Annotated in this window: 19 protein-coding genes; 9 read left to right on the top strand and 10 right to left on the bottom strand. The window is 63.8% G+C overall.

What is annotated here, in order from left to right:
* Positions 1-260: 260 nt before the first annotated feature.
* Entirely contained in the window at positions 261-1,535 is a 1,275-nt protein-coding gene (locus A0U93_RS07440; protein WP_077806781.1) for an MFS transporter, read from the top strand.
* Position 1,536: 1 nt separating this feature from the next.
* Positions 1,537-2,499 (top strand): SMP-30/gluconolactonase/LRE family protein, encoded by a 963-nt coding sequence (locus A0U93_RS07435; protein WP_077806780.1) that lies wholly within the window; start codon positions 1,537-1,539, stop codon positions 2,497-2,499.
* 50 nt (positions 2,500-2,549) lie between these two features.
* On the opposite strand, the gene A0U93_RS07430 is transcribed toward A0U93_RS07435, so the two are convergent.
* On the bottom strand, positions 2,550-5,546 hold the full coding sequence (locus tag A0U93_RS07430; protein ID WP_077806779.1) for a TonB-dependent receptor domain-containing protein: 2,997 nt from the start codon (positions 5,544-5,546) through the stop codon (positions 2,550-2,552).
* A 558-nt stretch (positions 5,547-6,104) separates the two neighbouring features.
* Between A0U93_RS07430 and A0U93_RS07425 the strand changes: the two genes are divergently transcribed.
* On the top strand, positions 6,105-6,317 hold the full coding sequence (locus tag A0U93_RS07425; RefSeq protein WP_147150781.1) for a hypothetical protein: 213 nt from the start codon (positions 6,105-6,107) through the stop codon (positions 6,315-6,317).
* A gap of 15 nt (positions 6,318-6,332) precedes the next feature.
* Here A0U93_RS07425 and A0U93_RS07420 read toward each other — a convergent pair whose 3' ends face one another.
* The gene (locus tag A0U93_RS07420; RefSeq protein ID WP_077806777.1) at positions 6,333-7,649 is read right to left on the bottom strand and encodes a cation:dicarboxylate symporter family transporter; all 1,317 of its coding nucleotides are present in this window, start codon (positions 7,647-7,649) and stop codon (positions 6,333-6,335) included.
* A 144-nt stretch (positions 7,650-7,793) separates the two neighbouring features.
* Here A0U93_RS07420 and A0U93_RS07415 point away from each other — a divergent pair, with 144 nt between their 5' ends.
* Together A0U93_RS07415 and A0U93_RS07410 are read left to right on the top strand one after the other, a co-directional pair.
* Positions 7,794-8,513 carry an MgtC/SapB family protein gene (locus A0U93_RS07415; RefSeq protein ID WP_077806776.1) on the top strand — a complete coding sequence of 240 codons (720 nt, stop codon included), beginning with the start codon at positions 7,794-7,796 and terminating at the stop codon, positions 8,511-8,513.
* A 57-nt stretch (positions 8,514-8,570) separates the two neighbouring features.
* The gene (locus A0U93_RS07410) at positions 8,571-9,689 is read left to right on the top strand and encodes a THUMP domain-containing class I SAM-dependent RNA methyltransferase (RefSeq protein ID WP_077806775.1); all 1,119 of its coding nucleotides are present in this window, start codon (positions 8,571-8,573) and stop codon (positions 9,687-9,689) included.
* On the opposite strand, the gene A0U93_RS07405 is transcribed toward A0U93_RS07410, so the two are convergent.
* The 6 genes from A0U93_RS07405 to A0U93_RS07380 all read right to left on the bottom strand — a co-directional run bounded on the left by A0U93_RS07405 (position 9,668) and on the right by A0U93_RS07380 (position 14,495).
* Positions 9,668-10,156, bottom strand: a complete 489-nt coding sequence (locus tag A0U93_RS07405) for a GNAT family N-acetyltransferase (RefSeq protein WP_077806774.1) — start codon at positions 10,154-10,156, stop codon at positions 9,668-9,670. The two genes, A0U93_RS07410 and A0U93_RS07405, sit on opposite strands and share 22 nt — an antisense overlap.
* A 28-nt stretch (positions 10,157-10,184) precedes the next feature.
* Positions 10,185-12,035, bottom strand: coding sequence for a phosphoenolpyruvate--protein phosphotransferase (gene ptsP / locus A0U93_RS07400; RefSeq protein ID WP_371862837.1), 1,851 nt, complete (start codon positions 12,033-12,035; stop codon positions 10,185-10,187).
* Positions 12,028-12,312 carry an HPr family phosphocarrier protein gene (locus tag A0U93_RS07395; protein WP_077806772.1) on the bottom strand — a complete coding sequence of 95 codons (285 nt, stop codon included), beginning with the start codon at positions 12,310-12,312 and terminating at the stop codon, positions 12,028-12,030. The genes ptsP and A0U93_RS07395 overlap by 8 nt, the downstream gene beginning before the upstream one ends.
* The gene (locus A0U93_RS07390; RefSeq protein WP_077806771.1) at positions 12,312-12,812 is read right to left on the bottom strand and encodes a PTS sugar transporter subunit IIA; all 501 of its coding nucleotides are present in this window, start codon (positions 12,810-12,812) and stop codon (positions 12,312-12,314) included. Before A0U93_RS07390 ends, A0U93_RS07395 begins: the two co-directional genes overlap by 1 nt.
* 85 nt (positions 12,813-12,897) lie before the next feature.
* Positions 12,898-13,884: an RNase adapter RapZ gene (rapZ, locus tag A0U93_RS07385; protein WP_077806770.1), complete on the bottom strand. Its 987-nt coding sequence runs from the start codon at positions 13,882-13,884 to the stop codon at positions 12,898-12,900.
* A 74-nt stretch (positions 13,885-13,958) separates the two neighbouring features.
* Complete coding sequence (locus A0U93_RS07380) at positions 13,959-14,495, bottom strand: HPr kinase/phosphorylase (RefSeq protein ID WP_077806769.1); 537 nt, start codon at positions 14,493-14,495, stop codon at positions 13,959-13,961.
* On the opposite strand from A0U93_RS07380, the gene A0U93_RS07375 reads away from it, so the two are divergent.
* Both A0U93_RS07375 and A0U93_RS07370 read left to right on the top strand, forming a co-directional pair.
* Positions 14,494-14,838, top strand: a complete 345-nt coding sequence (locus A0U93_RS07375; RefSeq protein ID WP_077806768.1) for a hypothetical protein — start codon at positions 14,494-14,496, stop codon at positions 14,836-14,838. The genes A0U93_RS07380 and A0U93_RS07375 overlap by 2 nt on opposite strands.
* A 192-nt stretch (positions 14,839-15,030) precedes the next feature.
* Positions 15,031-15,378, top strand: coding sequence for a UrcA family protein (locus A0U93_RS07370; RefSeq protein WP_169852714.1), 348 nt, complete (start codon positions 15,031-15,033; stop codon positions 15,376-15,378).
* Between the two features lie 64 nt (positions 15,379-15,442).
* On the opposite strand, the gene A0U93_RS07365 is transcribed toward A0U93_RS07370, so the two are convergent.
* Positions 15,443-17,125, bottom strand: a complete 1,683-nt coding sequence (locus A0U93_RS07365; RefSeq protein WP_077808406.1) for a stimulus-sensing domain-containing protein — start codon at positions 17,123-17,125, stop codon at positions 15,443-15,445.
* A gap of 189 nt (positions 17,126-17,314) precedes the next feature.
* Complete coding sequence (locus A0U93_RS07360) at positions 17,315-18,028, bottom strand: response regulator transcription factor (protein ID WP_077806766.1); 714 nt, start codon at positions 18,026-18,028, stop codon at positions 17,315-17,317.
* A gap of 254 nt (positions 18,029-18,282) precedes the next feature.
* Here A0U93_RS07360 and A0U93_RS07355 point away from each other — a divergent pair, with 254 nt between their 5' ends.
* Positions 18,283-18,921, top strand: a complete 639-nt coding sequence (locus tag A0U93_RS07355; protein WP_077808405.1) for a nucleotide exchange factor GrpE — start codon at positions 18,283-18,285, stop codon at positions 18,919-18,921.
* A 158-nt stretch (positions 18,922-19,079) separates the two neighbouring features.
* Entirely contained in the window at positions 19,080-20,984 is a 1,905-nt protein-coding gene (dnaK, locus tag A0U93_RS07350; RefSeq protein WP_077806765.1) for a molecular chaperone DnaK, read from the top strand.
* Positions 20,985-21,036: the final 52 nt, after the last annotated feature.

The following is a 21,036-nucleotide window of genomic DNA, read 5'->3' as shown; positions in this document are numbered from 1 at the left end:
CATTCTTATGGTCTGGGCATGGAAAGGTTGCATGGGACGTTCTGACAGCTTCGTGCGCCCGCAAGCACGCCCCGGGATCCCACCCCGGGATCCCACCCCGGAATCCCACCCCGGAATCCCACCCCGGAATCCCACCCCGGAATCCCACTATGTGTCGTGACTTCACGCAAGATGGATTTGACGTAATGTTTCAGAAACCTCTAAGCGCGTTGACTGTTCGCCCATCGATTCCTGATGCGGCATGACCGGAAGATTGCTTCATGGCTGATTTCGCGCGTTCATTATCGAGTTCACCGGCATTCGACGATTCGGGCCAGAGCCCCGCGCAGCTGCTGCGGCCCTACTGGCGTGTCACGCTGGCGGCATTCCTCGGGTGGTTTCTCGATGCGTTCGATCAGGTCGCGCTGCTGCTGTGCCTGCCGGACATGGGCAAGAGCCTGGGCGTCAGCCTGACGGCGATGGGGCTTATCATCACCGCGCAGAGCGTCGGGCGCGTGCTGGGCAATACGGGCTGGGGATGGCTGGCCGACCGCTACGGCCGCAAGCTGACCTTCATGATCGGTGTCGTGTGGTTCGCGGCATTTTCAGGCGCGACGGCCGTGGCATCCTCCTATCTGCTGATGGTGGCGATCCAGTTCATGTTCGGCGTCGGTTTCGGCGGGGAGTGGACCGCCTCGGCGGCGCTGCTGATGGAGAGCGTGCCGCCGCGTGCGCGGACACTGGCGTCATCGCTGATGATGGCGGGATACGAATGCGGGTTCTTCGCGGCGGCGGCGGCGCAGGCCGTGGTGCTGCCGCATTTCGGCTGGCGGGCGCTGTTCGTGCTGGGGATCGTGCCCGCGCTTCTGGCGATCTTCATCCGCATCGGCGTACCGGAAAGCCCGGTATGGCTGGCCGCGCAGAAGAACCCGCGCGCGAAGGCCGCGCGACCGAAAGGCGGGATGTTCAGGCTCGACGGCGCGGCCGTTCAGGCCATCGTCTTCATGGCGGTGCTGCAATTCCAGAACGCGGCTCTCTACACATTCTATCCCACGCTGCTGCGCACCACGCATGGCCTGACGCCGGGGCAGGTTTTCCCGATGGTCGCGGCCTATTGCATCGGCTCGCTGATCGGCAAGCCGCTCTGCGGCGCCCTGGCGACGCGTTTTGGCGAACGGCCGGTCATCTATACGTATTTCCTCATCACGCTGGCGGCGATCATTCCCTTCGTGACGGTGCACAGCTTCCCGCTGATGTTCTCGACGGCATTCATCATCGGCGCCTTCGGCAACAGCATCTGGGCGTTGGTGCCGCACTTTCTGGCGCAGCGTTTTCCGTCCGCCACGCGCTCGCTGGGCATGGGCACGAGCTATGCCGCCGCGGCGATGGGGCAGGGCCTGTCCGGTTTCTTCATCCCATGGTTCGCGACGATGTATTCGCTGGGCTATTCGATGGAGATCAGCGTGTTCGTCGGCACGGCGATCGTGGCGGCCGTTCTGGCCTATCGCCCGCCCGTCCTGCCGGGCGAGCACATGGAAGGCGAAGTGACGCACTGACATGCAACCTTTCGTCTATACCGACCGGATCGAGATCCTGGGATTGCGCGATGAAGCCAACCGCCCGCGCGCGTTCGATCCGCGCTTCAACGACCTGATCTTCCCCAGTGCCGCCGTGCATCGCCTGATGAGTGGCACGGCGTGGGGCGAGGGGCCTGTATGGTTCGGGGATGGGCGGTATCTGCTGTGGAGCGATATTCCCAACGACCGCATCCTGCGCTGGTGCGAGATTACGCAGAGCGTGTCCGTTTTCCGCCAGCCCGCGCATTTTCCCAACGGCAATACACGTGACCGGCAAGGGCGGTTGCTGACCTGCGAGCATGAGGCACGGCGCGTGACGCGCACGGAATATGACGGGTCGATCACCGTTCTGGCGGAGCGTTACGAAGGCCGGCGGTTGAATTCACCGAATGATATCGTCACGCATCCGCTCGACGGCGCCGTCTGGTTCACCGACCCCGACTACGGGTTGAAGAGCGCGTTCGAGGGCGGCGGCGTGGCGGCGGCGGAATTGCCGACCGGGCTTTATCGGGTCGATCCGGATGGCACCGTCGGTCTGATGGCGGAGGATTTCGAGAATCCGAACGGCCTCTGCTTCTCGCCGGACGGCGCGGTTCTTTATGTGATCGAAACCGGGCCGGTGTCGAACCGGCTGACCGCGTGTCGGCTGGATCGGGACCATCGGCATATCGTGCAGCGCCGCCTGCTGATCGAAAACGAGCCCGGTGCCCTCATGGACGGCATGCGCACGGATTCCGCAGGGAATTTATGGTGCGGCTGGGGCAACGGGCCCGGCCTGGATGGCGTGCGCGTCTTTGCGCCGGATGGCTGTGTCCTTGGGCATATTCCGCTGCCGGAGCGCTGCGCCAATCTGTGCTTCGGCGGTGAGGGCGGCGGTACGCTGTTCATGACGGCGACGCATGGGCTGTATCGCCTGCGCGTCAATGCGCGCGGCGCCCCATAGGCAAGCAGGCCGCCAACGGCACGGTGGCAGCCTGCTGCAAGTGCTGGCGATCAGAAATTCACGCCGGCCTGCAGGAAGAAATATCGGCCATAATAGAAGTTGCCGTAGACGGCCGCGTCGCTGTTGTCCGCCGCGCTTGCGACGAAGGGCGGATTCTTGCCAGCGATATTGTTGACGCCGCCTTCGAATGCCCAGCGCTTGTAGTTATAGGTCAGGGTAATGTCCTGCTGGACCATCGCCGGTGTCTTGTACCGGCCGGCGGAGGCTGCCGTCAGGAAAACCGAGCCGTCGTTCCAGTGCATGCCGCCCATATACTGCATCATGTAGTTGATGCCGAAGCGGCCGTGCTGCCAGCCGAGGGTCATGTAGTCGCGAACGCGCGGTTGCCCAGAGCCGCCTTGATAGAAGAGCGCGCCGAGGTAGTTATAGTATTTCCCGCCGGGAACGAGCTGCTCCTTGTAGCTGAGCAACTGCTGGTAATTATTGTCGATCGTGAATGTGTCGTTGCGGGTGACGCGGAAACGATAATTCAGGTCCCAGTCGAGCCCGCTGGTATGCAGGCCGCCGAGATTTTCATCGAGTGCCGAAACCGTATTGATCTGCCCGTTACTGAGGCGGTTGACGTCGGCGCAAAGGGACGGGTTCGTTCCCGTGTAGCAGCTGTCGACGATATATTGGGTCGACAGTGAGCTGATGACGTCCGAGATATTGTAGTGCCAGTATTCGACCGAGGTCGACAGTCCCGGAATCCAGCGCGGCGTGATGACCGTGCCGAATGTATAAGTGCGGCCGACTTCCGGCTTCAGTGTGCTGTTGCCCCCTTCCAGCGTAGGGATCTGACCGGAGCCGGACGACGTGAAGGTGGCGGCATTGATGCCCTGCTTCGCGCAGTTGGCAACGACCATCGCTGAACGTGCACCGTAGGAGGATGCCTGGCCGCACGGATCGCTGGCCGTGTTGTAGCTCAGCGTCGTGCCGCCGTAGAGCTCGTAGACGTTTGGCTGACGCAATGACGTGCCGATCGTGCCGCGGAAGCGGATGTCGCGCGTCGGCGCCCAGTCGATCGAGCCCTTCCAGTTATAGGCCGAACCGAAGGTGTTGTAGGACGAATAACGACCCTGTCCGTCGATTGTCAGGTCATGGGCGAGCGGCGCATCCTTGAGCAGGGTCAGCTTGCCTTCGATATAGCCTTCCGTGACATTGAAGCCGCCGCTCGTGGCCGCCACGGTGTTGGTGAGGCTCCCGCCGCTCTGGACCAGCGGATCGGGGTCGTTGGTCAGTTGTTCGCCACGATGTTCCATGCCGAGCGCGATGCCGAGATCGCCGCCATTGGACCATGGCATATGCACGACGTGGTTGTTGTTGATGCGCAGGTTCAGATCGCGCAACTGGTAATGGCTGTGACTGTATGTCGTGTAATTGGCATATTGCGCGGCCGCGGAGGAGAGCGGCTGGAAAACGTTCGATTGCACGCAGCCTTTCGAACCCGCGCATGAGTTCGCATTATAATAAAGCAGGCTGTTGGCGTCGCCCGGCGTTACCTCTTCCAGACCGTATTCCTGCAGGAGCTTGGCGTAGTCGCCGACGCCGGACGTCTGGGTCGTGGCCATGCTGGCGCCGTAGGTGTAGGAAAGATCGTATTTCCATCCGGCATAGATATCGCCATTCGCACCGAATTTTCCGGTCACGGTATCGACGGCGGCCTGGGTCTCGCGATTGCCGAATTCGGTCATGCGGCGATACATCTGAAGTGCTTCGCCGGTATTGTTGCCAGGGTAATCTTCCGGAATGACAATGGAATTCGGCAGCGTGGACGGTGGCACGCTGCCTTCCACGGGTTCCGCCGCCATCTGTGTCATGGACGTCCTGTGGCTGTAAAGAACGCTCGCGTAGAGCGAGAGGTGATCGTTGACGTCGTAATGCGTATCGCCGGAGAAGCTTGAGTTCTGTAACGCATTGACCAGCGATTGCTGGTTTCCGTAATTATATCGGCCGGATGTGGTGTAGTCCGTCAGGCCGCCCTTGCCGTTACCCAGATAGGTATTGTTCGTTGTCTCACCGAAAAATGTGCCGTTCGGCGTGATGATCGAGCCGTAGCTGACGTTGGAGGCGGACAGGGGGTCGTTTATCTGGATATTCGAGCGCGACCAGGAGCGGTCTGCCTGCTGCACGCCGCCTTGCGACATGTAGGACGCAAACAGCGTCAGATTGCCTTTCCCATGGTCGAAATTCCAGCCTTTATAGGCGGAGATCAGCCCGGTCTGGTTGTCGCCGTGCCCGGTGATGCCGCCGCGGAGCGTCACGTTCGCATCGTTCAGATCGTGCCGGAGCTTGATATTAACGACGCCCGACACGGCATCCGCGCCATAGAGTTCCGAGCCGCCATCCTTCAGGATTTCGACGCTTGCGACGGCCTGGACTGGAATTGCATTGAGGTCGACGCAGTTCGAATCACCATTGATGGCTGTCCGCTTGCCATCAATGAGGACAAGGACGCGCGTCTCGCCGAGATTGCGAAGATCGAGGCAGGACGCGCCGTCCGTGCCGTTCGTCTGTGTGTTGTAGGTGCCCGAGGACCCAACCGAAGGCAGGCGCTGGAAAAAATCGCTGAGCGTGGTCGCGCCGGTCTGCTGGATCTGCTTGGCGGTGACGATCTGGACCGGATTGGCGCTGGTATTGTTTGACGTGCTCAACGCCGAGCCGGTTACGACGATGTTTTCCGCATTGGAACTGACCGCCTCGGCCGGAAACTTTGTGGACACGTATGGGCTGTTGTCACGCGTCGCGCCGGACTGCGTCATGGCGTGCGACACCGTCGTGCCGGCGACTGCCTGTTGGCGTGCGTTGACTGTTCTGGAAGGGGCGGACGGCCTGCTTTTTGTGGCGGCGCCGCGCGTATGGTGCGCGTGCTTCCTGACCGTGGTTGCCGGCCCTGCAGCCGTTGTGTCCTGAGCGTTGGCGCTGGAGTAACCGCCTGATAGTGCGGCAAGGAATGTGGCACTCAGCAAGGGGCCAATACGTCGCCTTCTGTTGTCTTTGCGTATCATCTTGCACCTGTGGCTCGGAGTTTTCGGATCGATTCCGGAATTTCCAAGGCAGTCGCATAAATAATAAAGAAACAGCAATATTGCGCTTGCACCAAACATAGAAAACAAAATTAAGTGTTGCTTCTTTGGCACATAATAAAACTGTAATTTTAAGTAATAAGAAAGCACATATGTTATTAAATGTAATCAAATTTGTATTTCATTTCTGTTTCTGATTGTTTTTCGAAAACACCTTTCCGAGACAATGGGTAACGGAAGGTATGGCAGGGTGTCCTATGTTCGTTTCAGGGGTGGCGAAGATTGTCGGTTTTCCAGCGATAACGTGCTGTACCAGGACGTTCGGATGAAAGCCCGACAGCGTCAATGTTGCCGGAAATGCGCGTGTGACTGGTGTATTTGTTGCCGGGAAGTGGCGGCAGGCGACGGTTGATGTAAAGATATTGTATCGGGATGCAGTCGTTTACATTCCGGGCCGATCATGGCCCGCGACGCGTCCTGTCGTTTCGGATACGTACGGACGATGACAATTTGCGACCCCTGCGGAACGATGTTTTCCAGATGATCAATACAGGCAAGCGACGCGAACGAAAGTCTCAAAAGGATATCGATGCCAGCGCACTGGATGAGAGAGCGCTGCGATGTCGGATTTACGCGCTGCGTCGTCGACAGGCCAAGCAGCTTCAGGCCTGCCGCTATCTGTCCGATATCGATCTGGAGCTCAAGAAACTGGAAACGGTTTACATTTTCCGCTCGGGACGAGCCTGCCCGTAGCGCTGTCTACGGCCATTACACGATCGTTTTGGTATCCTCGGTTCGAAAGCCACCCAGGACAGCAGCGGCGCGGTCGCGATCCAGTTGTCCTTCCCAGGCGGCCATCACGACGGGCGCCACGCAGTTTCCCCCCAGATTGCCAACGGCCCGCGCGATGCCGATGAACCAGTCCACGGCGACCAGTAGCACGATGCTGGCAGGCGGGATGGCCGGCACGGCGGCGAGGGTGGCCGCCAGGATCACGATCCCCATGCCCGGCACGCCATGCGCGCCCTTGGATGTGAAGGAGGCCGTCGCGAGCATGACGACGATCTGCCATGTGGAAAGGGGCGTGCCGGTCGCCTGTGCCAGGAACACGACGGCGAAGCCGAGATAGATCGACAGCGCGTCCAGATTGAACGAATAACCTGCCGGCACGACCAACCCCACGACCTGACGCGCGACCCCCATGTGTTCCAGCTTGGCCATGACGCTCGGCAGCACGGAGTCCGAAGCGGTGGTTGTGGCGGTGATGACGAGCTCCTCGCGGAAATGGCGCAGGAAATGCCATGGACTGACGCCGCACAGACGCAGGCAGCCGCCGAGCCCTATTGCCATGAAGAGCGCAATGGCCGCGCAATACAGCGCGACGAAGCCGGCCAGATGCGCAATCGCCCCAAGGCCGTAGCGCGCGGTCGTCGTGGCCATCGCCCCGAACACGCCCAGCGGGGCCAGCCCGATGATGATAGTCATCATGCGCGAGAACAGTTGCGACGTCGCCTCCAGCAACCGCGTGATCGGCGCGCCAGCGGTGCCGATGCCATTGAGACAGACGCCAAACAGGATGGCGAAGAACAGGATTTGAAGCATGTTGCCGTCAGCGAAGGCGGCGATCGGTGAACGCGGAACCAGCGACAACAGGAATCCGGTGGCGCCGCCCTGATGAAGGTGCCGCACATTGGCGGTGTAGCCTTCGGCCGCATGGAGATCGTCGGGCGACGGCATGAACGCGATACCGGTTCCCGGTCGCAGCAGGAGCGCCGCGCCGACCGAGACGACCATCACCAGTGTCGTCATGCCTTCGAAATAGATCAGCGTCTTCACGCCGAGCCGGCCGACCGTGCGCAGCGATCCCGCGCCGACGATGCCGAGCGTGATGATGCAGAACAGCAGCGGCCCCACGGCCATGACGATCAGCCGCAGAAAAAGATCGACGGCCCAATGCATCCGCGCGGCCAGCCCCGGCAGCCACAGCCCGGCGCCCAGGCCGAGCACGGTGCCCGCGACGATCTGCCAGAACAGGGCCGATCGACTGCCGGCAGGCTGGGAAGCGGTGTCGGGGGATGTCGTCATGCAGGAAACGGTCCGATCGGTTTTTGGCACGCCTATCCAACAGGGTTCGTGCCATGGAGGGAAGCGGCGGCGAACCGTCATCCGGTCGCAAGCGTATTTTATCCGTCGTCAACGTCTCGATTTCCGGGGAGCGCCGCACCGTCGATGCATGCATTTCTTCCATTCGGCACCGCTGCCGGGCAGGGCTGGCTGCAATTCGGCGAACTGGGGCTGGCGTTCCTGCTGGCGGGAATCGTCGGGCTGGAGCGGGAATATCGCCAGAAAAGCGCCGGTTTCCGCACCTATACGCTGGTCGGCGTGGCGTCGGCGCTGTTCGTGCTGGTATCGAAATACGGGTTCGACGATGTGCTGGCGCCGGGGCGGGTCGTGCTGGACCCATCGCGCGTTGCCGCGCAGATCGTGTCCGGACTGGGTTTCATCGGTGGCGGCGTGATCTTCATGCGGCGCGATGCGGTGCGGGGTCTGACGACGGCGGCCTCCATCTGGCTGACGGCGGCACTCGGCATGGCGTGCGGCGCGGGGATGACCGCGCTCGCTTTGGCGACAACGGCGGGATATCTGTTCGTCATGTTCGTCACGCCGCGCCTGTTGCGGCACTTCCCCAGTGCCAAGAAGCCCGGCTTCATCGTGGCGGTGGCCGGGGTGGACGATGCCGGTCTGCCGGACCGCGTTCGGGCCCGCATCCGCGAACTGGGTTTCAGCACGGGGCATATGCGGCTTGAGCGGGACGTGGAGGACGGCACGATCTCGATCGTCATACGTATTCGCGGACCGCGGGGCTACGGCGATCTCCTGACGGGGCTGATGCGTGTGCCGGGCGTGACGAGCGCACGCAGCGAGAGCGGCAGCAACGCTCTGGAATAGACCGCTGCCGCTCACGCCCGAGTTGCCGTTTCCGCGTCATCCTGCCATGCAGGCCGCATGACGACACAGACGGATTTCGAAATTTTCCTGACCGCCCCGCCGGGGCTGGAAGCGGTGCTCTGCGAGGAGGTCCGTCTCAAGGGATTCAAGCGCCCGCAGGCCGTGCCCGGCGGCGTGGTGACGCGCGGCGGATGGCCGGATATCTGGCGCGCCAACCTGTGGATACGTGGCGCCACGCGCGTGCTGGCGCGGATCGATGCGTTCCATGTGAAACATCTGGCCCATCTGGACGACCGCGCGCGCCGGGTGGAGTGGGCGGCCGTGCTGCGTCCCGACGTGCCGTTCCGCGTCGAGGCATCGAGTGCGGCATCGCGCATCTATCATGCGGGTGCGGCGGCGGAGCGGATCGGGAAGGCTATCCGCGAAACGCTTGGCGCGCCCTGCGATCCCGAGAATGCCGGGATTGTGGTCCGGGCGCGGATCGAGCACGACCTGTGCACGATCAGCGTGGACACGTCCGGCACGCTGCTGCATCGGCGCGGCCATAAGGAAGCTGTCAATCGCGCGCCGATGCGCGAGACGATGGCATCGCTGTTCCTGCGGCAATGTGGTTTCGACGGCAGCGAAACGGTGATCGATCCGATGTGCGGCTCCGGGACGTTCGTGATCGAGGCGGCCGAGATCGCGGCCCGGCTCAATCCCGGCCGTTCACGCCATTTCGCGTTCGAGCATCTTGCGACCTTCGATGCGCAAGCATGGCAGTCCATGCGCGACGTTCGGCGTGAGTCGCCACCGGGCGTGCGCTTCCACGGGCGCGATCGTGATGCGGGGGCGATCGCGATGAGCCGTGCCAATGCCGAGCGTGCGGGTGTGACGGACCGCACCGACTTCCAGCAGGGCACGATCAGCGAGCTGGAGCCGCCGGAAGGGCCGGCCGGGCTGGTCATCGCCAATCCGCCCTATGGCACGCGCATCGGTGACAAGGGCAAGCTCGTGCCGTTGTACCGGACGTTCGGGCGCGTATTGAAAGAGCGGTTTCCGGGTTGGCGCGTCGCGATCGTCACGGCGGAGGCCGGTCTGGCGCGGGCGACCGAATTACCGTTCCGGCCCACGGGCGCGCCGGTGCCGCATGGTGGCCTGCGCGTGACGCTCTATCAGACCGATCCGCTTGCCTGAGGCGCGGTCAGATCGCGATGGAGGAACTGGTTGAATTCGCTTTTCTCATAACCGGAAAAAGCGCTGCCGCTGGTGAAGCCGTAACGCCGGTATAGCGCCAGTGCCGGTTCGAAGGCAGGGCCGCTTCCCGTCTCCAGACTGAGCCGCTGCATGCCGCGCCGTCGGGCTTCGGCGATGATTCGTTCAAGGATCGCCGCGCTAGCGCCCTGACGCAGGAACAGGGGATGCGTGCGCATCGACTTGATCTCGGCAGTGCCGTCCGGCAGCATTTTCAGGGCGCCGATGGCCGCGATCCGGGTGTCGTGCCAGGCCGACCAGACCGTCACGTCGGGCGTTTGCAGCCCCGAGAGATCGAGCGCGGAAACGTGGCCGGGCGGGGAGTTGGCGTGCATGCCGTCAAGGTGCAGCGCCAGGAGCGCGCGTGTCTGCCCGCTGGAAAGATCGTCCTGGCGAATGTCGAACGACATCGTTCTGTCAGGCGCGGAAATTGTTCTGTCAGCCACGGAAATTTCTGACCACCGCGCGCAGGTTCGGCGGATCGTCCGCCAGCATCGCCTGCCGACGGAGCGTGTCGCACTCCTCCAGGCTCAGCGCGCGGATCAGCTTCTTGACGGGTGGCAGGGCGCTGGCCGTCATGGAAAAGGATCGCAGGCCCATGCCGATCAGCAGGGCGACGGCATGCGGATCGGCGGCGAGTTCACCGCAGACGCAGACCGGCCGATGCCCGCGCAGCGCGGCATTCACCGTGGTTGCGATCAGGCGCAGGACGGCCGGATGGAGTGGCGAGTAGAGGTCGGAATCCATGGTCATCGCCCGGTCCACGGCGAGCGTGTACATCGTCAGGTCGTTGGTGCCGATCGCCAGGAAGTCGGCGTGCTGCACCAGCGCGTCCGCCGTCATCGCCGCGGCGGGCGTTTCCACCATGATGCCAAGGGGCGGCAGTCTGGATGGCAGTTTCACACCCTTGCGGCGCAGGCGCCGGGCGGCTTTCTCGAAAAGCTCGCGCGCGGTGACGATCTCGTTCGTCGCGGTGACCATCGGCAGCAGCACCCGCACCGGCCCGTCCATGGAGGCGCGCAGGATGGCCGAGAATTGCGTCAGCAGGATTTCGGGATGGTGCAGCAGCAGGCGCAGGCCACGCATGCCCAGTGCGGGGTTGCCGCCGTCTTCCGCCGCCGCATATCCCAGCATCCGGAGGCGCTCCAGCCCCTTCTCGCCGCCCCAGTCGAGCACGCGGATCGTGGTCGGCAGGCCGTCCATGCCGCGTACGATGCCGGCATAGACGGCGTATTGCGCCATTTCGTCCGGCCATTCCCGGTCTTCGTCGAACAGGAATTCGCTGCGCAGCAGCCCGATGCCCTGCGCGCCGTTGCGACGCAGCAGCGGCAGTTCGGCCGGCAGCTCCACGTTGGCGAGCAATTCGATGTCCTCGCCACCGGTCAGGCGGGCCGGGAGGCGACGCAGGCGGCTGATGCCCTTGCGTTCCTGTGCTTCCGCCGCCATGGCGGCCTGTGCTTCGGCCAGCGTCGCCGGGTCCGGATTGACGACGATCTCGCCGCGCGCGCCATCGACGATCAGGAGGTCGCCGTCCTGCACGGCGGATGTCAGGTCCGTGACGGCCAGGACCGCCGGCACGTTCAGCGCGCGCAGCATGATGGCGGTATGATCGGTCGCGCCGCCCCCTTCCGACAGCACGGCGGCAATGCGCGTGGGGTCGATCAGCGCGGCATCGGCCGGGCGAAGCTGCTCGGCGGCCAGAATGCAGCCAACGGGCAGATTGGAGAACGCACGGAACGAGACGCCGGTCAGATTGCGCAGCAGACGCCGCGCGATCTCACGGAATTCACCGGCGCGCCGGGCGGCGGCTTCCCGCTCTTCCTCCGGCGTGTTGGGCTTGGGGCCGGCGAGGGCGGCCAGCGTCTCGCTTTCCTGCTGGACGGCGGCTTCGGCCGTCAGCCGGTCTTTGGCGATGCGTGCGCGCGCCGTGCGGATCAGCCGCGAATGGCCGAGCATCCGCTCATAGACATCCAGCAGCGCGCCGATTTCCTCCCGGCCTTCCTCGGGCAGGGCTTCCAGCTTGGTGCGCAGTTTGGTGATCTGCCGCTGTGTCTGGGTGATGGCGTTGTCCAGACGGGCGAGTTCGCTTTCCGGCGTATCGGCGCTACAGGCGTTCCCGATGGTCGGGAGCGGGCGTTCCTGCACCAGCGCGACGTTGGCGATCACGATACCCGCGGAAACGCTGCGGCCATGCAGGCGCCGCATCGGGCGCGTTGAGGGAACGGATTCAGGGGAATGATCGGCCGTGGAGGCGCTTTCTTCCCGACGGCGCCGCGTTCGTTCAGTCACGTTCGCCGAAACCGTCCGCAATCAACGCGGCGACGGCCACCAGCGCCGCATCGCCCTGTGGTCCGGTGGCGGCCAGCCGGACCTGTTCGCCACGCCCGGCGCCCAGCATCATCAGCCCCATGATCGACAGGGCGGACACGCTCTGTCCGCCGCGTGAGACTTCGATGTCCGCCTGATAGCGCTCCGCCAGCGAGACCAGCTTCGCCGCCGCACGTGCGTGCAGGCCCAGACGGTTGACGATAACGACGTCTTTCGTGATCGCGTCGGTCCCGTCCATCAATGAAAGGTGCGGCGCATCGGCATGATCGGGGCGGATGCCGCCGGTTGCGGGTTCATCGTCCCGGCCACCACGCTTTCGCAGCACTTGCCGCCCTGGAGACAGGATTCGGGCAGTTGGGAGGCCGCGGCGATGTATTTGCGTCCCGCCATGGTCGCCAGTTCGATGCAGGCATCCAGATCGCGCTGGGCGCGGGCCTTGGCCAGCTTCACCAGCATGGGCACGTTCACGCCGGCCATGACCTCGACGACGCCTTCGCGACGTACGGAAAGGGCGACGTTGGAGGGTGTGCTGCCGAAGATGTCCGTCAGGACCAGCACGCCGTCGCCGGTATCGACGCGCCGCACCCTATCGAGAAGGGCGGGCCGCAGGGCCGCGACATCGTCGTCATGGTCGACCGCCAGGGTCTCCAGTTGCCGTTGCGCGCCCACGACATGCTCGACGATCTCGCGCAGGGCTTCGCCGAGGCGGCCATGTGTGATGAGAACGATCCCGATCATCGGGCGATTTTTCTCCGGGAAGACGTGGCGGCCATAGGGCCTGACGAAGCTTCCGGAGTGCAATATCGGCAGTTTTCCGAGGCGTTCAAGAGTGATCTGTCCGCAATGGTTCGTGCAACGTGTCCCGTCTTGGCGCGCGCGCCCATCGCCAGACGCTGCGCCCCTGCCGGGCCAGTTCCCGATGCATGACGACGATCGGTTCATCTTGCAAGAGCGATTCGTTTTGCGCCCCGGCGAGATGGGCGGCGATCGTCTCCACCAGCGTCACCGAGCGATGCTGGCCTCCCGTGCAGCCGATGGCGATGGTGGCGTGTTTCTTTCCTTCCGTCACGAAGCGCGGCAGCACCAGTTCGAGCATGGCGAGAATGTGGCCGAGAAATGCTTCATAATCGGGGTCTTGGCGCACGTATTCTCGTACGGGTTCGTCCAGCCCCGTCATGGGTTTGAGAAGCGGGTCGTAATGCGGATTACGCAGGAAACGCGCGTCGAAAACCATGTCTGCCTCGCGCGGCAGGCCGGCCGGATAGGCGAAGGACATCAGCGTCACGGTCAGGGATTCGCCTTCACGCATGCGTCCGAAGCGGGTCTCGATCAGACGCCTGAGGTCCTGCGGCGGCAGGTCGGAGGTATCGACGATCAGGTCGGCATGCGCGCGTAAAGGGGCCAGCAATCTGGCTTCCTGCTCGATGGCGGCCGTCAGGCCGGGATTCGCCTTGGGGCTGCTGTCGAGCGGGTGCCGTCGGCGGGTGGTGGTGAAGCGACGCAACAGCACATCGGTCTCGGCGGTTGCGAACAGCAGTTCCGCATGACAGTCCGGTCGCTCCCGCAGGCGGGCGAGGGCGGAGAGCACGGCCTGTGCCTCGAAGCCGCGCGTCCGGACATCGACGCCCACGGCGAGCGGCGCTTCGGCACGGGAAGCCAGCGCGTCCAGCACGTCGAGGGGCGGATTGTCCACGACCTCGTGGCCGATGTCTTCCAGGATGCGGAGGATGGAGGATTTCCCCGCGCCGGACAGGCCGGTCACCATCAGGACCCGGCGTATCGCCTCGGGGCATGGTCCGGTCTGGATCATGGGCGAAGGCCGGGGCGCGGCGCCGACGGCGTGGCGCGCTGCGTGGCGTGGGAAAACATCATGGCGAAAAGACCCTAACCGTTTTCGATGCCGTAAGGAAACGGAAGAATCGTGCCATCCGCGCCATTCAGGCCGGCGAAAAGCTCGTATTCGCCGTTCAGGCAGCGCAGGGCGGTCCGGATCACGGCGATCGCGCCGGCCCGCCGTGCGTCCAGGCGCAAAAGCCACAGGCCGGTTTCGGCATGGCGCAGGGCGGGCGGCAGTCTCGGTGCATCGGGGAAATCGCCGAGTTCGACGCAGAGCGCGAGCGCAGCGTGGGGACGGGACGGCATGCGGACGATGCCCAGTCCGCGCACCTCGATGAAGCCGGCAAGGTTCGGTGCGGGGGATGCCCATGCGCCTTGTGCGTCGATGCGCAATTCTACGCGATCGTCCGCCACGAGGTTGAACCCGGCATCGACCAGTCTGAGCAGCAGGTCGGATTTGCCGCTGCCGGGGGCGCCGGTCAGAAGGACGCCCTGTTCTCCCCAGCTCGCGCAACAGCCGTGGAGAAATATTCGACGTTCGGTGGTCGCCAGAGGCGGCGTGTCTGGTCTATCACTGCGCGCCATGCACGAAGATCCTTTCTCAGATCATGCGCTACCCGGTATCGTGACGGGTATCGATATTGCCGGCACGACACCCGACGGTGATATTCCGCCGCGTTTTGCCGATGAGTGCCGTCTCGCGCTGGAGCGCGTCGGGCAGCAACTGGCGGATCGGGGGCTGACTTTTCGTGATGTCCGCCACTTCGCCTATACGGTGCGCGATATCGAAGCGTTTCGACAATACCAGACGCTCGTTTTCGAAGCCTTGGGCAATGCGCGCGCTGCGATGACCCTGCGCCTTGTCACATCCCTTCCAAACGAGGGGCAGCGCATTGCCTTCAGTTTTTCGGCGGAGAGTGGCGGCTGACACCAAAAAAGGGCTGATTTCGTCTCATTCTGGCTTTTGATACCAGTTGATGAGCGATAGTTTCTGAGCGGGCCCCCCAAACTGCGGGATTTCTGCGGATTTTTTCTTTCTTCGGCAGTTTGGCACGCTCCTTGCAAGTGTCATGGCAGCCCGGGCATGTCGCTTCAGGGCATGATGAAGAAAGTCAATTCCATGATCCGCTCCATGCTTCTCACCGCTTTTGCCCTGACCGCCACGATCGCAGCGCCCGCTTTCGCGCAGGAGCCGCCGGTCCAGGCCAGCCAGAACATCAATATCTCGCAGGTCGATCTGCGTGACGAGGCCAACTGGCGCATGGTTGACCGCCAGGTCGCCGCAGCGGCCGAGACGGTATGTCATCGCATCGTGCAGGCGAGCGACCGGTATAGCGCCGATGTTGACGAGTGCGTCGAAAACGCCAAGCACGATGCACAGAGGCAGATGCGTCAGGTTCTGGCCCGGCAGGAAGCCGATGCCAAGGTCCGCTTCGCCAATCTCGGCTCGACCGCCCGGCATGGCTGACATGTTTCGCCCTGCGGATCGTCGGTGCTCTGCCCTGCCGGACGGGCTCCCCGACGATCCGGTTTCATGACGAGCGCGGCAATCGAACGACGAAGCGGGCGCCCAGAACGTGGCTCGCAGCATCGTATCGGTTCTCCGCATGCAGCGTGCCGTGCAGTGCGTCGATGATCTGCCGGCTGATCGCCAGTCCAAGCCCGGAATGCTGGCCGAAATTCTCCGTTTGGGGCCGCTCCGAGTAGAAGCGGTCGAAGATGTCTTCCAGTTTGCCGTCGGGAATGCCCGGCCCCTGGTCGTCCACGATGATTTCCGCCCAGCCTTCGTGACCGATGGCGCGGAGCGTGATGACACCGAGCGGCGGCGAGAACGATGCCGCATTGCCGATCAGGTTGCGCAGGACCTGCACCAGCCGGTCTTCGACGGCCAGAACCTTCAGCGGTCGTGCCGGGTCCTCGCGACCGTCTTCCAGTTTCAGGATCGGGTCCCGCGCCGCGCGTGTCGTCTGGTGGATTTCTACCAGGATGGCCAGCAGGCTCATGACGGCCAGAGGTTCCGGTCGTGTGCGCGACAGTTCGGCGTCGATGCGGGAAGCATCGGAGATGTCGGTGATCAGTCGGTCCAGACGTCTGACATCATTGCTGATGATGCCGAGCAGCCGTTGCTGGCGTTCCCGGTTCTCGATGCGCGGCAATGTCTCGATCGCCGAACGGATGGAGGATAGCGGGTTCTTGATCTCGTGGCTGACATCCGCCGCGAAGCGCTCGATCGCGTCCATGCGCGCCCACAGGGCCAGCACGCTGGCGCGCAGGGCGCGGGCGAGGACGCCGATCTCGTCACGTCGTGCGAGCAGCGGTTCCGGCACGGAATCGACGCGGCCGGATTCGTCGCGCATGTCGTGCGATGCCGCGGCCAGACGAAGGAGCGGCCGGGCGATGGTCAGCGAAAGATACCAGGAGAGCAGGAGCGTGACGGCCATCGCGACCAGGAAAAGCGAGACGATCGACGAGCGCACGGCGAACAGTGACCGGTCCACTTCCTGTGCCTGACGCGTCAGCTGGATGACGCCCACGGTCTGGCCCTCGTGCACCACGGGCTCGGCGACGGTCACCACCAGTTGCCGTGCCGAGGTGCGGCGGATGTAAGGCGCGGCCTCCGGCGGGTTGGCGCCGCGCTTGGGGCTCGTGTCCGGGTCGGGTGTCGGTGCGTCCGGCGTATCCAGCGTCACGATCCCCTCGCGGGAGGAGAGTGGCAGCAGCGAGAGCAGCCAGTCATAGGCGACCTCGATGCTGTTGTTGTGCGGCGGCTCCCATTGCGATGGCGCGTTTGGCGCGGGATCGGTGCGGCTTGCCGGTTCGGGCCGCAGGCGGCGGCGTTCGTGCTGGGCCAGGGCGGCCTCGTCCCGGCTGTCGGCCACCAGTTTGCCGTCCGGGCCGACGAGGCGGGCATGCGCGTTGGGGCTCGGTTCGGTCAGGCGCAGCAGCAGGGGGCGCGCGGTCGCGGCATCGAGGACGAATTCGTCGCCGGGGATCGGGTGGCGCTCCGGGCGGCGCACGACGGCTGTCTGGCCGATGGCGTTCGCGTAGATATGCGCCTGTTCGCGCAGGGCGGTGACGTCGGCTTCCAGCAGGCTGTTCTGGAAATCGTTCAGGAAGAGCAGCGTGACGGCGAGCATCGCCAGCGGCAGCGTGTTGAGCAGGAAGATTCGCCGCATCAACGGCGAGGCAAGGCGGGGCCGTCGCAGTCGGGCCATGGCGCGCCGACCGGGCGTGCGTGCGGTGAATGCCGGATCGGCCAGGACGTCGGCATCTCGCCGACGGTGCTGGCGTGCCGAGACGATCAGGCGGCGCAGCGCGGTTCTGGCGCGAAACCACAGGCGCCGTTCCCGGCGGACGTCGCGCGTCGCATTCAGCAGCTTCTCGCGGGGCGACGCCATGACGGGTCAGTCTTCCTTGTAGCGGTAGCCGATGCCGTACAGCGTCTCGATCTGGTTGAAATCGTCGTTGACCTGCCGGAACTTCTTGCGCACGCGCTTGATGTGGCTGTCGATGGTGCGGTCATCCACGTAGATGTTCTCGCCATAGGCGGCATCGATGAGCTGATCGCGCGATTTCACCATGCCGGGCCGGGTGGCCAGGGCCTTGACCAGCAGAAATTCCGTGACGGTCAGCGGGATGTCCTTGCCGGCCCAGAGGCACTGGTGGCGTGTCTCGTCCAGCGTCAGGCTGCCGCGCACCATCGCGCCGGTGCCGCTGCCCATGCCGTTGGCCTCCGCCCGGACGGCATCCTGGCGACGGAGGAGGGCGCGGATGCGCTCCAGCAGCAGGCGTTGGGAGAAGGGCTTGGTGATGTAATCGTCCGCGCCCAGCCGGAGGCCCATCAACTGGTCCAGTTCCTCATCCTTCGATGACAGGAAGATCACGGGGAGGGGTGAGCGCGCCCGCAGGCGTTGCAGCAGTTCCATGCCGTCCATGCGCGGCATCTTGATATCCAGCACCGCCAGGCTGACCGGACGCGCGGCGATACCCTGCAGGGCGGCTTCGCCATCCGTATAGGTGTGGACGGTGAATCCTTCCGCCTCCAGCGTCATCTGCACCGAGGTCAGGATGTTGCGGTCGTCGTCCACCAAGGCGATGGTGTGCTTGGTCGTCTCCATGACGGGTTCGTCCGATACGAAAAATAGATGCGGTAAAACCGATGGATATCCAACTTTTGGGGTTGGCATTCGGCGCTTCGCCGCCACCTATACCCCAAGCTGAGGCCGCGCCCAAACGGGGCGGTTTGCAATCCGTCGCTCCGGACGGCATCTTCCGCCTTTGACGAGGGATGCGCCGGTTCGGGGCTTCCCAGGACACGCGCGGCGCGCTGATATCGAGGCGCCGCGGCAGATATTTCGAGGTTGCGACCACGATGACGACTGAACACGACCAGAACACGAGCGACTTCACCGAGACGCCGGCCCATGCGGGCGAGAGCGCCGGTCATGAAACGGCGCCCGGAAATCCCGAGGAGACCATGCAGGCTGCGACGGCCCGCATCCAGGAACTGGAGGCGCAGGTCGAGGAATTCCGCGACAAATGGATGCGTTCGGAAGCCGACATGCAGAACCTGCGTGCCCGCGCCAAGCGCGACGTGGACGATGCGCGGCAGTATGCGGTGCAGAAATTCGCGCGCGACGTGGTCGAGGCGGCGGAAAATCTCCAGCGCGGCGTTGCATCCCTGCCGGCGAAGGTGGAGGGCGAGGACAGCCTGCTGACGAAACTGCGTGAAGGATTCGAGGGGACGGAACGTTCGTTCCTCGGCATTCTGGAGCGTAACGGGATTTCCTGTAATCATCCGCTCGGCGAGCCGTTCGATGCCAATCATCATCAGGCGATGGCCGAACAGCCGAGCGACCAGCATGCGCCGGGCACTGTCATGCAGGCCTGGACGCCCACCTGGACGTTGCATGGCCGTCTGCTGAAACCGGCGATGGTCGTGGTTGCCAAGGGCACGCCCGAGGCCGACGCGGCGCAGGCATCGCCGGAATCGGTGCCCGGTCAGGCGTGATCGGAGACTTGCGAAAGATCGCGGGTAAGGCTTGAAACGCTTTTAGGGCTTTCTTAAGTTAGCCTGCGGAAAATGGGTCGTCTCCGCGATGGGGCGATCACGAGGGTGGGGATCGGTGCCTTCCAGGGCCGGCTTCCACCGCTGAAAGGAAGATACATATGAGTAAAGTTATCGGTATCGATCTCGGTACGACGAACTCCTGCGTCGCGATTCGCGAAGGTGACGAGACCCGGGTCATCGAAAACAGCGAAGGCGCACGCACCACGCCGTCCATGGTGGCTTTCACCAGCAGTGGCGAGCGTCTGGTCGGTCAGGCCGCGAAGCGCCAGGCCGTTACCAATCCTTCCGACACGCTTTATGCCGTCAAGCGCCTGATCGGTCGTCGTTACGACGATCCGACCGTCGAAAAAGACAAGGGCATGGTCCCCTATGAGATCGTGCGTGGCGACAATGGTGATGCATGGGTGCGTGCACGCGGCGAGAACTACGCGCCGTCGCAGATTTCCGCCTTCGTGCTGGGCAAGATGAAGGAAACCGCCGAAGCCTATCTCGGCGAGCCGGTATCCCAGGCGGTCATTACGGTTCCGGCCTACTTCAACGATGCGCAGCGTCAGGCGACGCGCGATGCGGGCAAGATTGCCGGTCTCGAAGTCCTGCGCATTATCAACGAGCCGACCGCGGCGGCTCTGGCGTATGGCCTCGGCAAGCGCGACTCCGGCACGGTGGCGGTCTATGACCTTGGTGGCGGCACGTTCGACGTGTCCATCCTCGAGATCTCCGATGGCGTGATCGAAGTGAAGTCCACGAACGGCGACACGTTCCTGGGTGGCGAAGACTTCGACAATCGCGTGATCGACTACCTTGCGGACGAGTTCAAGCGCGATCAGGGCATTGACCTGCGTGGTGACAAGCTCGCGTTGCAGCGCCTGAAGGAAGCGGCCGAGAAGGCCAAGATCGAGCTGTCCTCGGCCAAGGAAACCGAGATCAACCTGCCGTTCATCACGGCGGATGCATCGGGTCCGAAGCATCTCGTGGTCAAGCTCTCCCGCGCCAAGCTGGAAAGCCTCGTGGACGACCTGATCCAGCGCACGCTTGGTCCGTGTCGCGCCGCGATCAAGGACGCTTCGGTGACGCCGTCGGAAATCGATGAGGTCATCCTGGTCGGCGGCATGACGCGTATGCCGAAGGTCATCGAGACGGTGAAGCAGTTCTTCGGCAAGGAGCCGGCGCGTAACGTGAACCCGGACGAAGTGGTCGCCATCGGCGCCGCGGTGCAGGGTGCGGTGCTCAAGGGCGACGTGAAGGACGTGCTGCTGCTCGACGTCACGCCGCTGTCGCTGGGTATCGAGACGCTGGGTGGTGTCTTCACCCGTCTGATCGATCGCAACACGACGATCCCGACGAAGAAGAGCCAGACCTTCTCGACGGCCGAGGACAACCAGAACGCCGTGACCATCAAGGTCTATCAGGGCGAGCGCGAAATGGCGGCGGACAATAAGCTGCTGGGCAATTTCGACCTGACGGGCATTGCGCCGGCACCGCGCGGCATGCCGCAGATCGAGGTCACCTTCGACATCGACGCCAACGGCATCGTGAATGTCTCGGCGAAGGACAAGGCGACCAACAAGGAGCAGCAGATCAAGATCCAGGCTTCTGGTGGTCTGTCCGACTCCGATATCGACCGCATGGTCAAGGAAGCCGAAGCGAATGCGACGGCGGACAAGGCCAAGCGCGAGATGGTCGAACTGCGTAACAATGCCGAGAGCCTCGTGCACCAGACCGAGAAGTCGTTGACGGAAGTGGGCGACAAGGTTGCGGCCAATGACAAGGCCGATGCCGAGTCCGCGATCGCTGCGGTACGCGAAGCACTGAACGGTTCCGATCCGGAAGCGCTGAAGTCCGCGACGGAGCGCCTGACGCAGGCCGCGATGAAGGTCGGTCAGGCTGCCTACAGCGCCGGTCAGGGCGCGGAAGGTGCGCCGGGTGGCGAGGCTCATGCCGGTCCGGCGGATGAAAATGTCGTCGATGCCGACTTCGAAGACGTGGAAGACAAGAAGCACTGATCTGCGCCGCGGGGTGGGTGTGGGAATACGCCCGCCCCGTGATGCATTGAGA

This window comes from Neoasaia chiangmaiensis (genome assembly GCF_002005465.1).
Classification (GTDB): domain Bacteria; phylum Pseudomonadota; class Alphaproteobacteria; order Acetobacterales; family Acetobacteraceae; genus Neoasaia; species Neoasaia chiangmaiensis.
The sequence above is the reverse complement of the archived record's forward strand: the minus strand, read 5'-3'. Positions and strand labels throughout refer to the sequence as shown.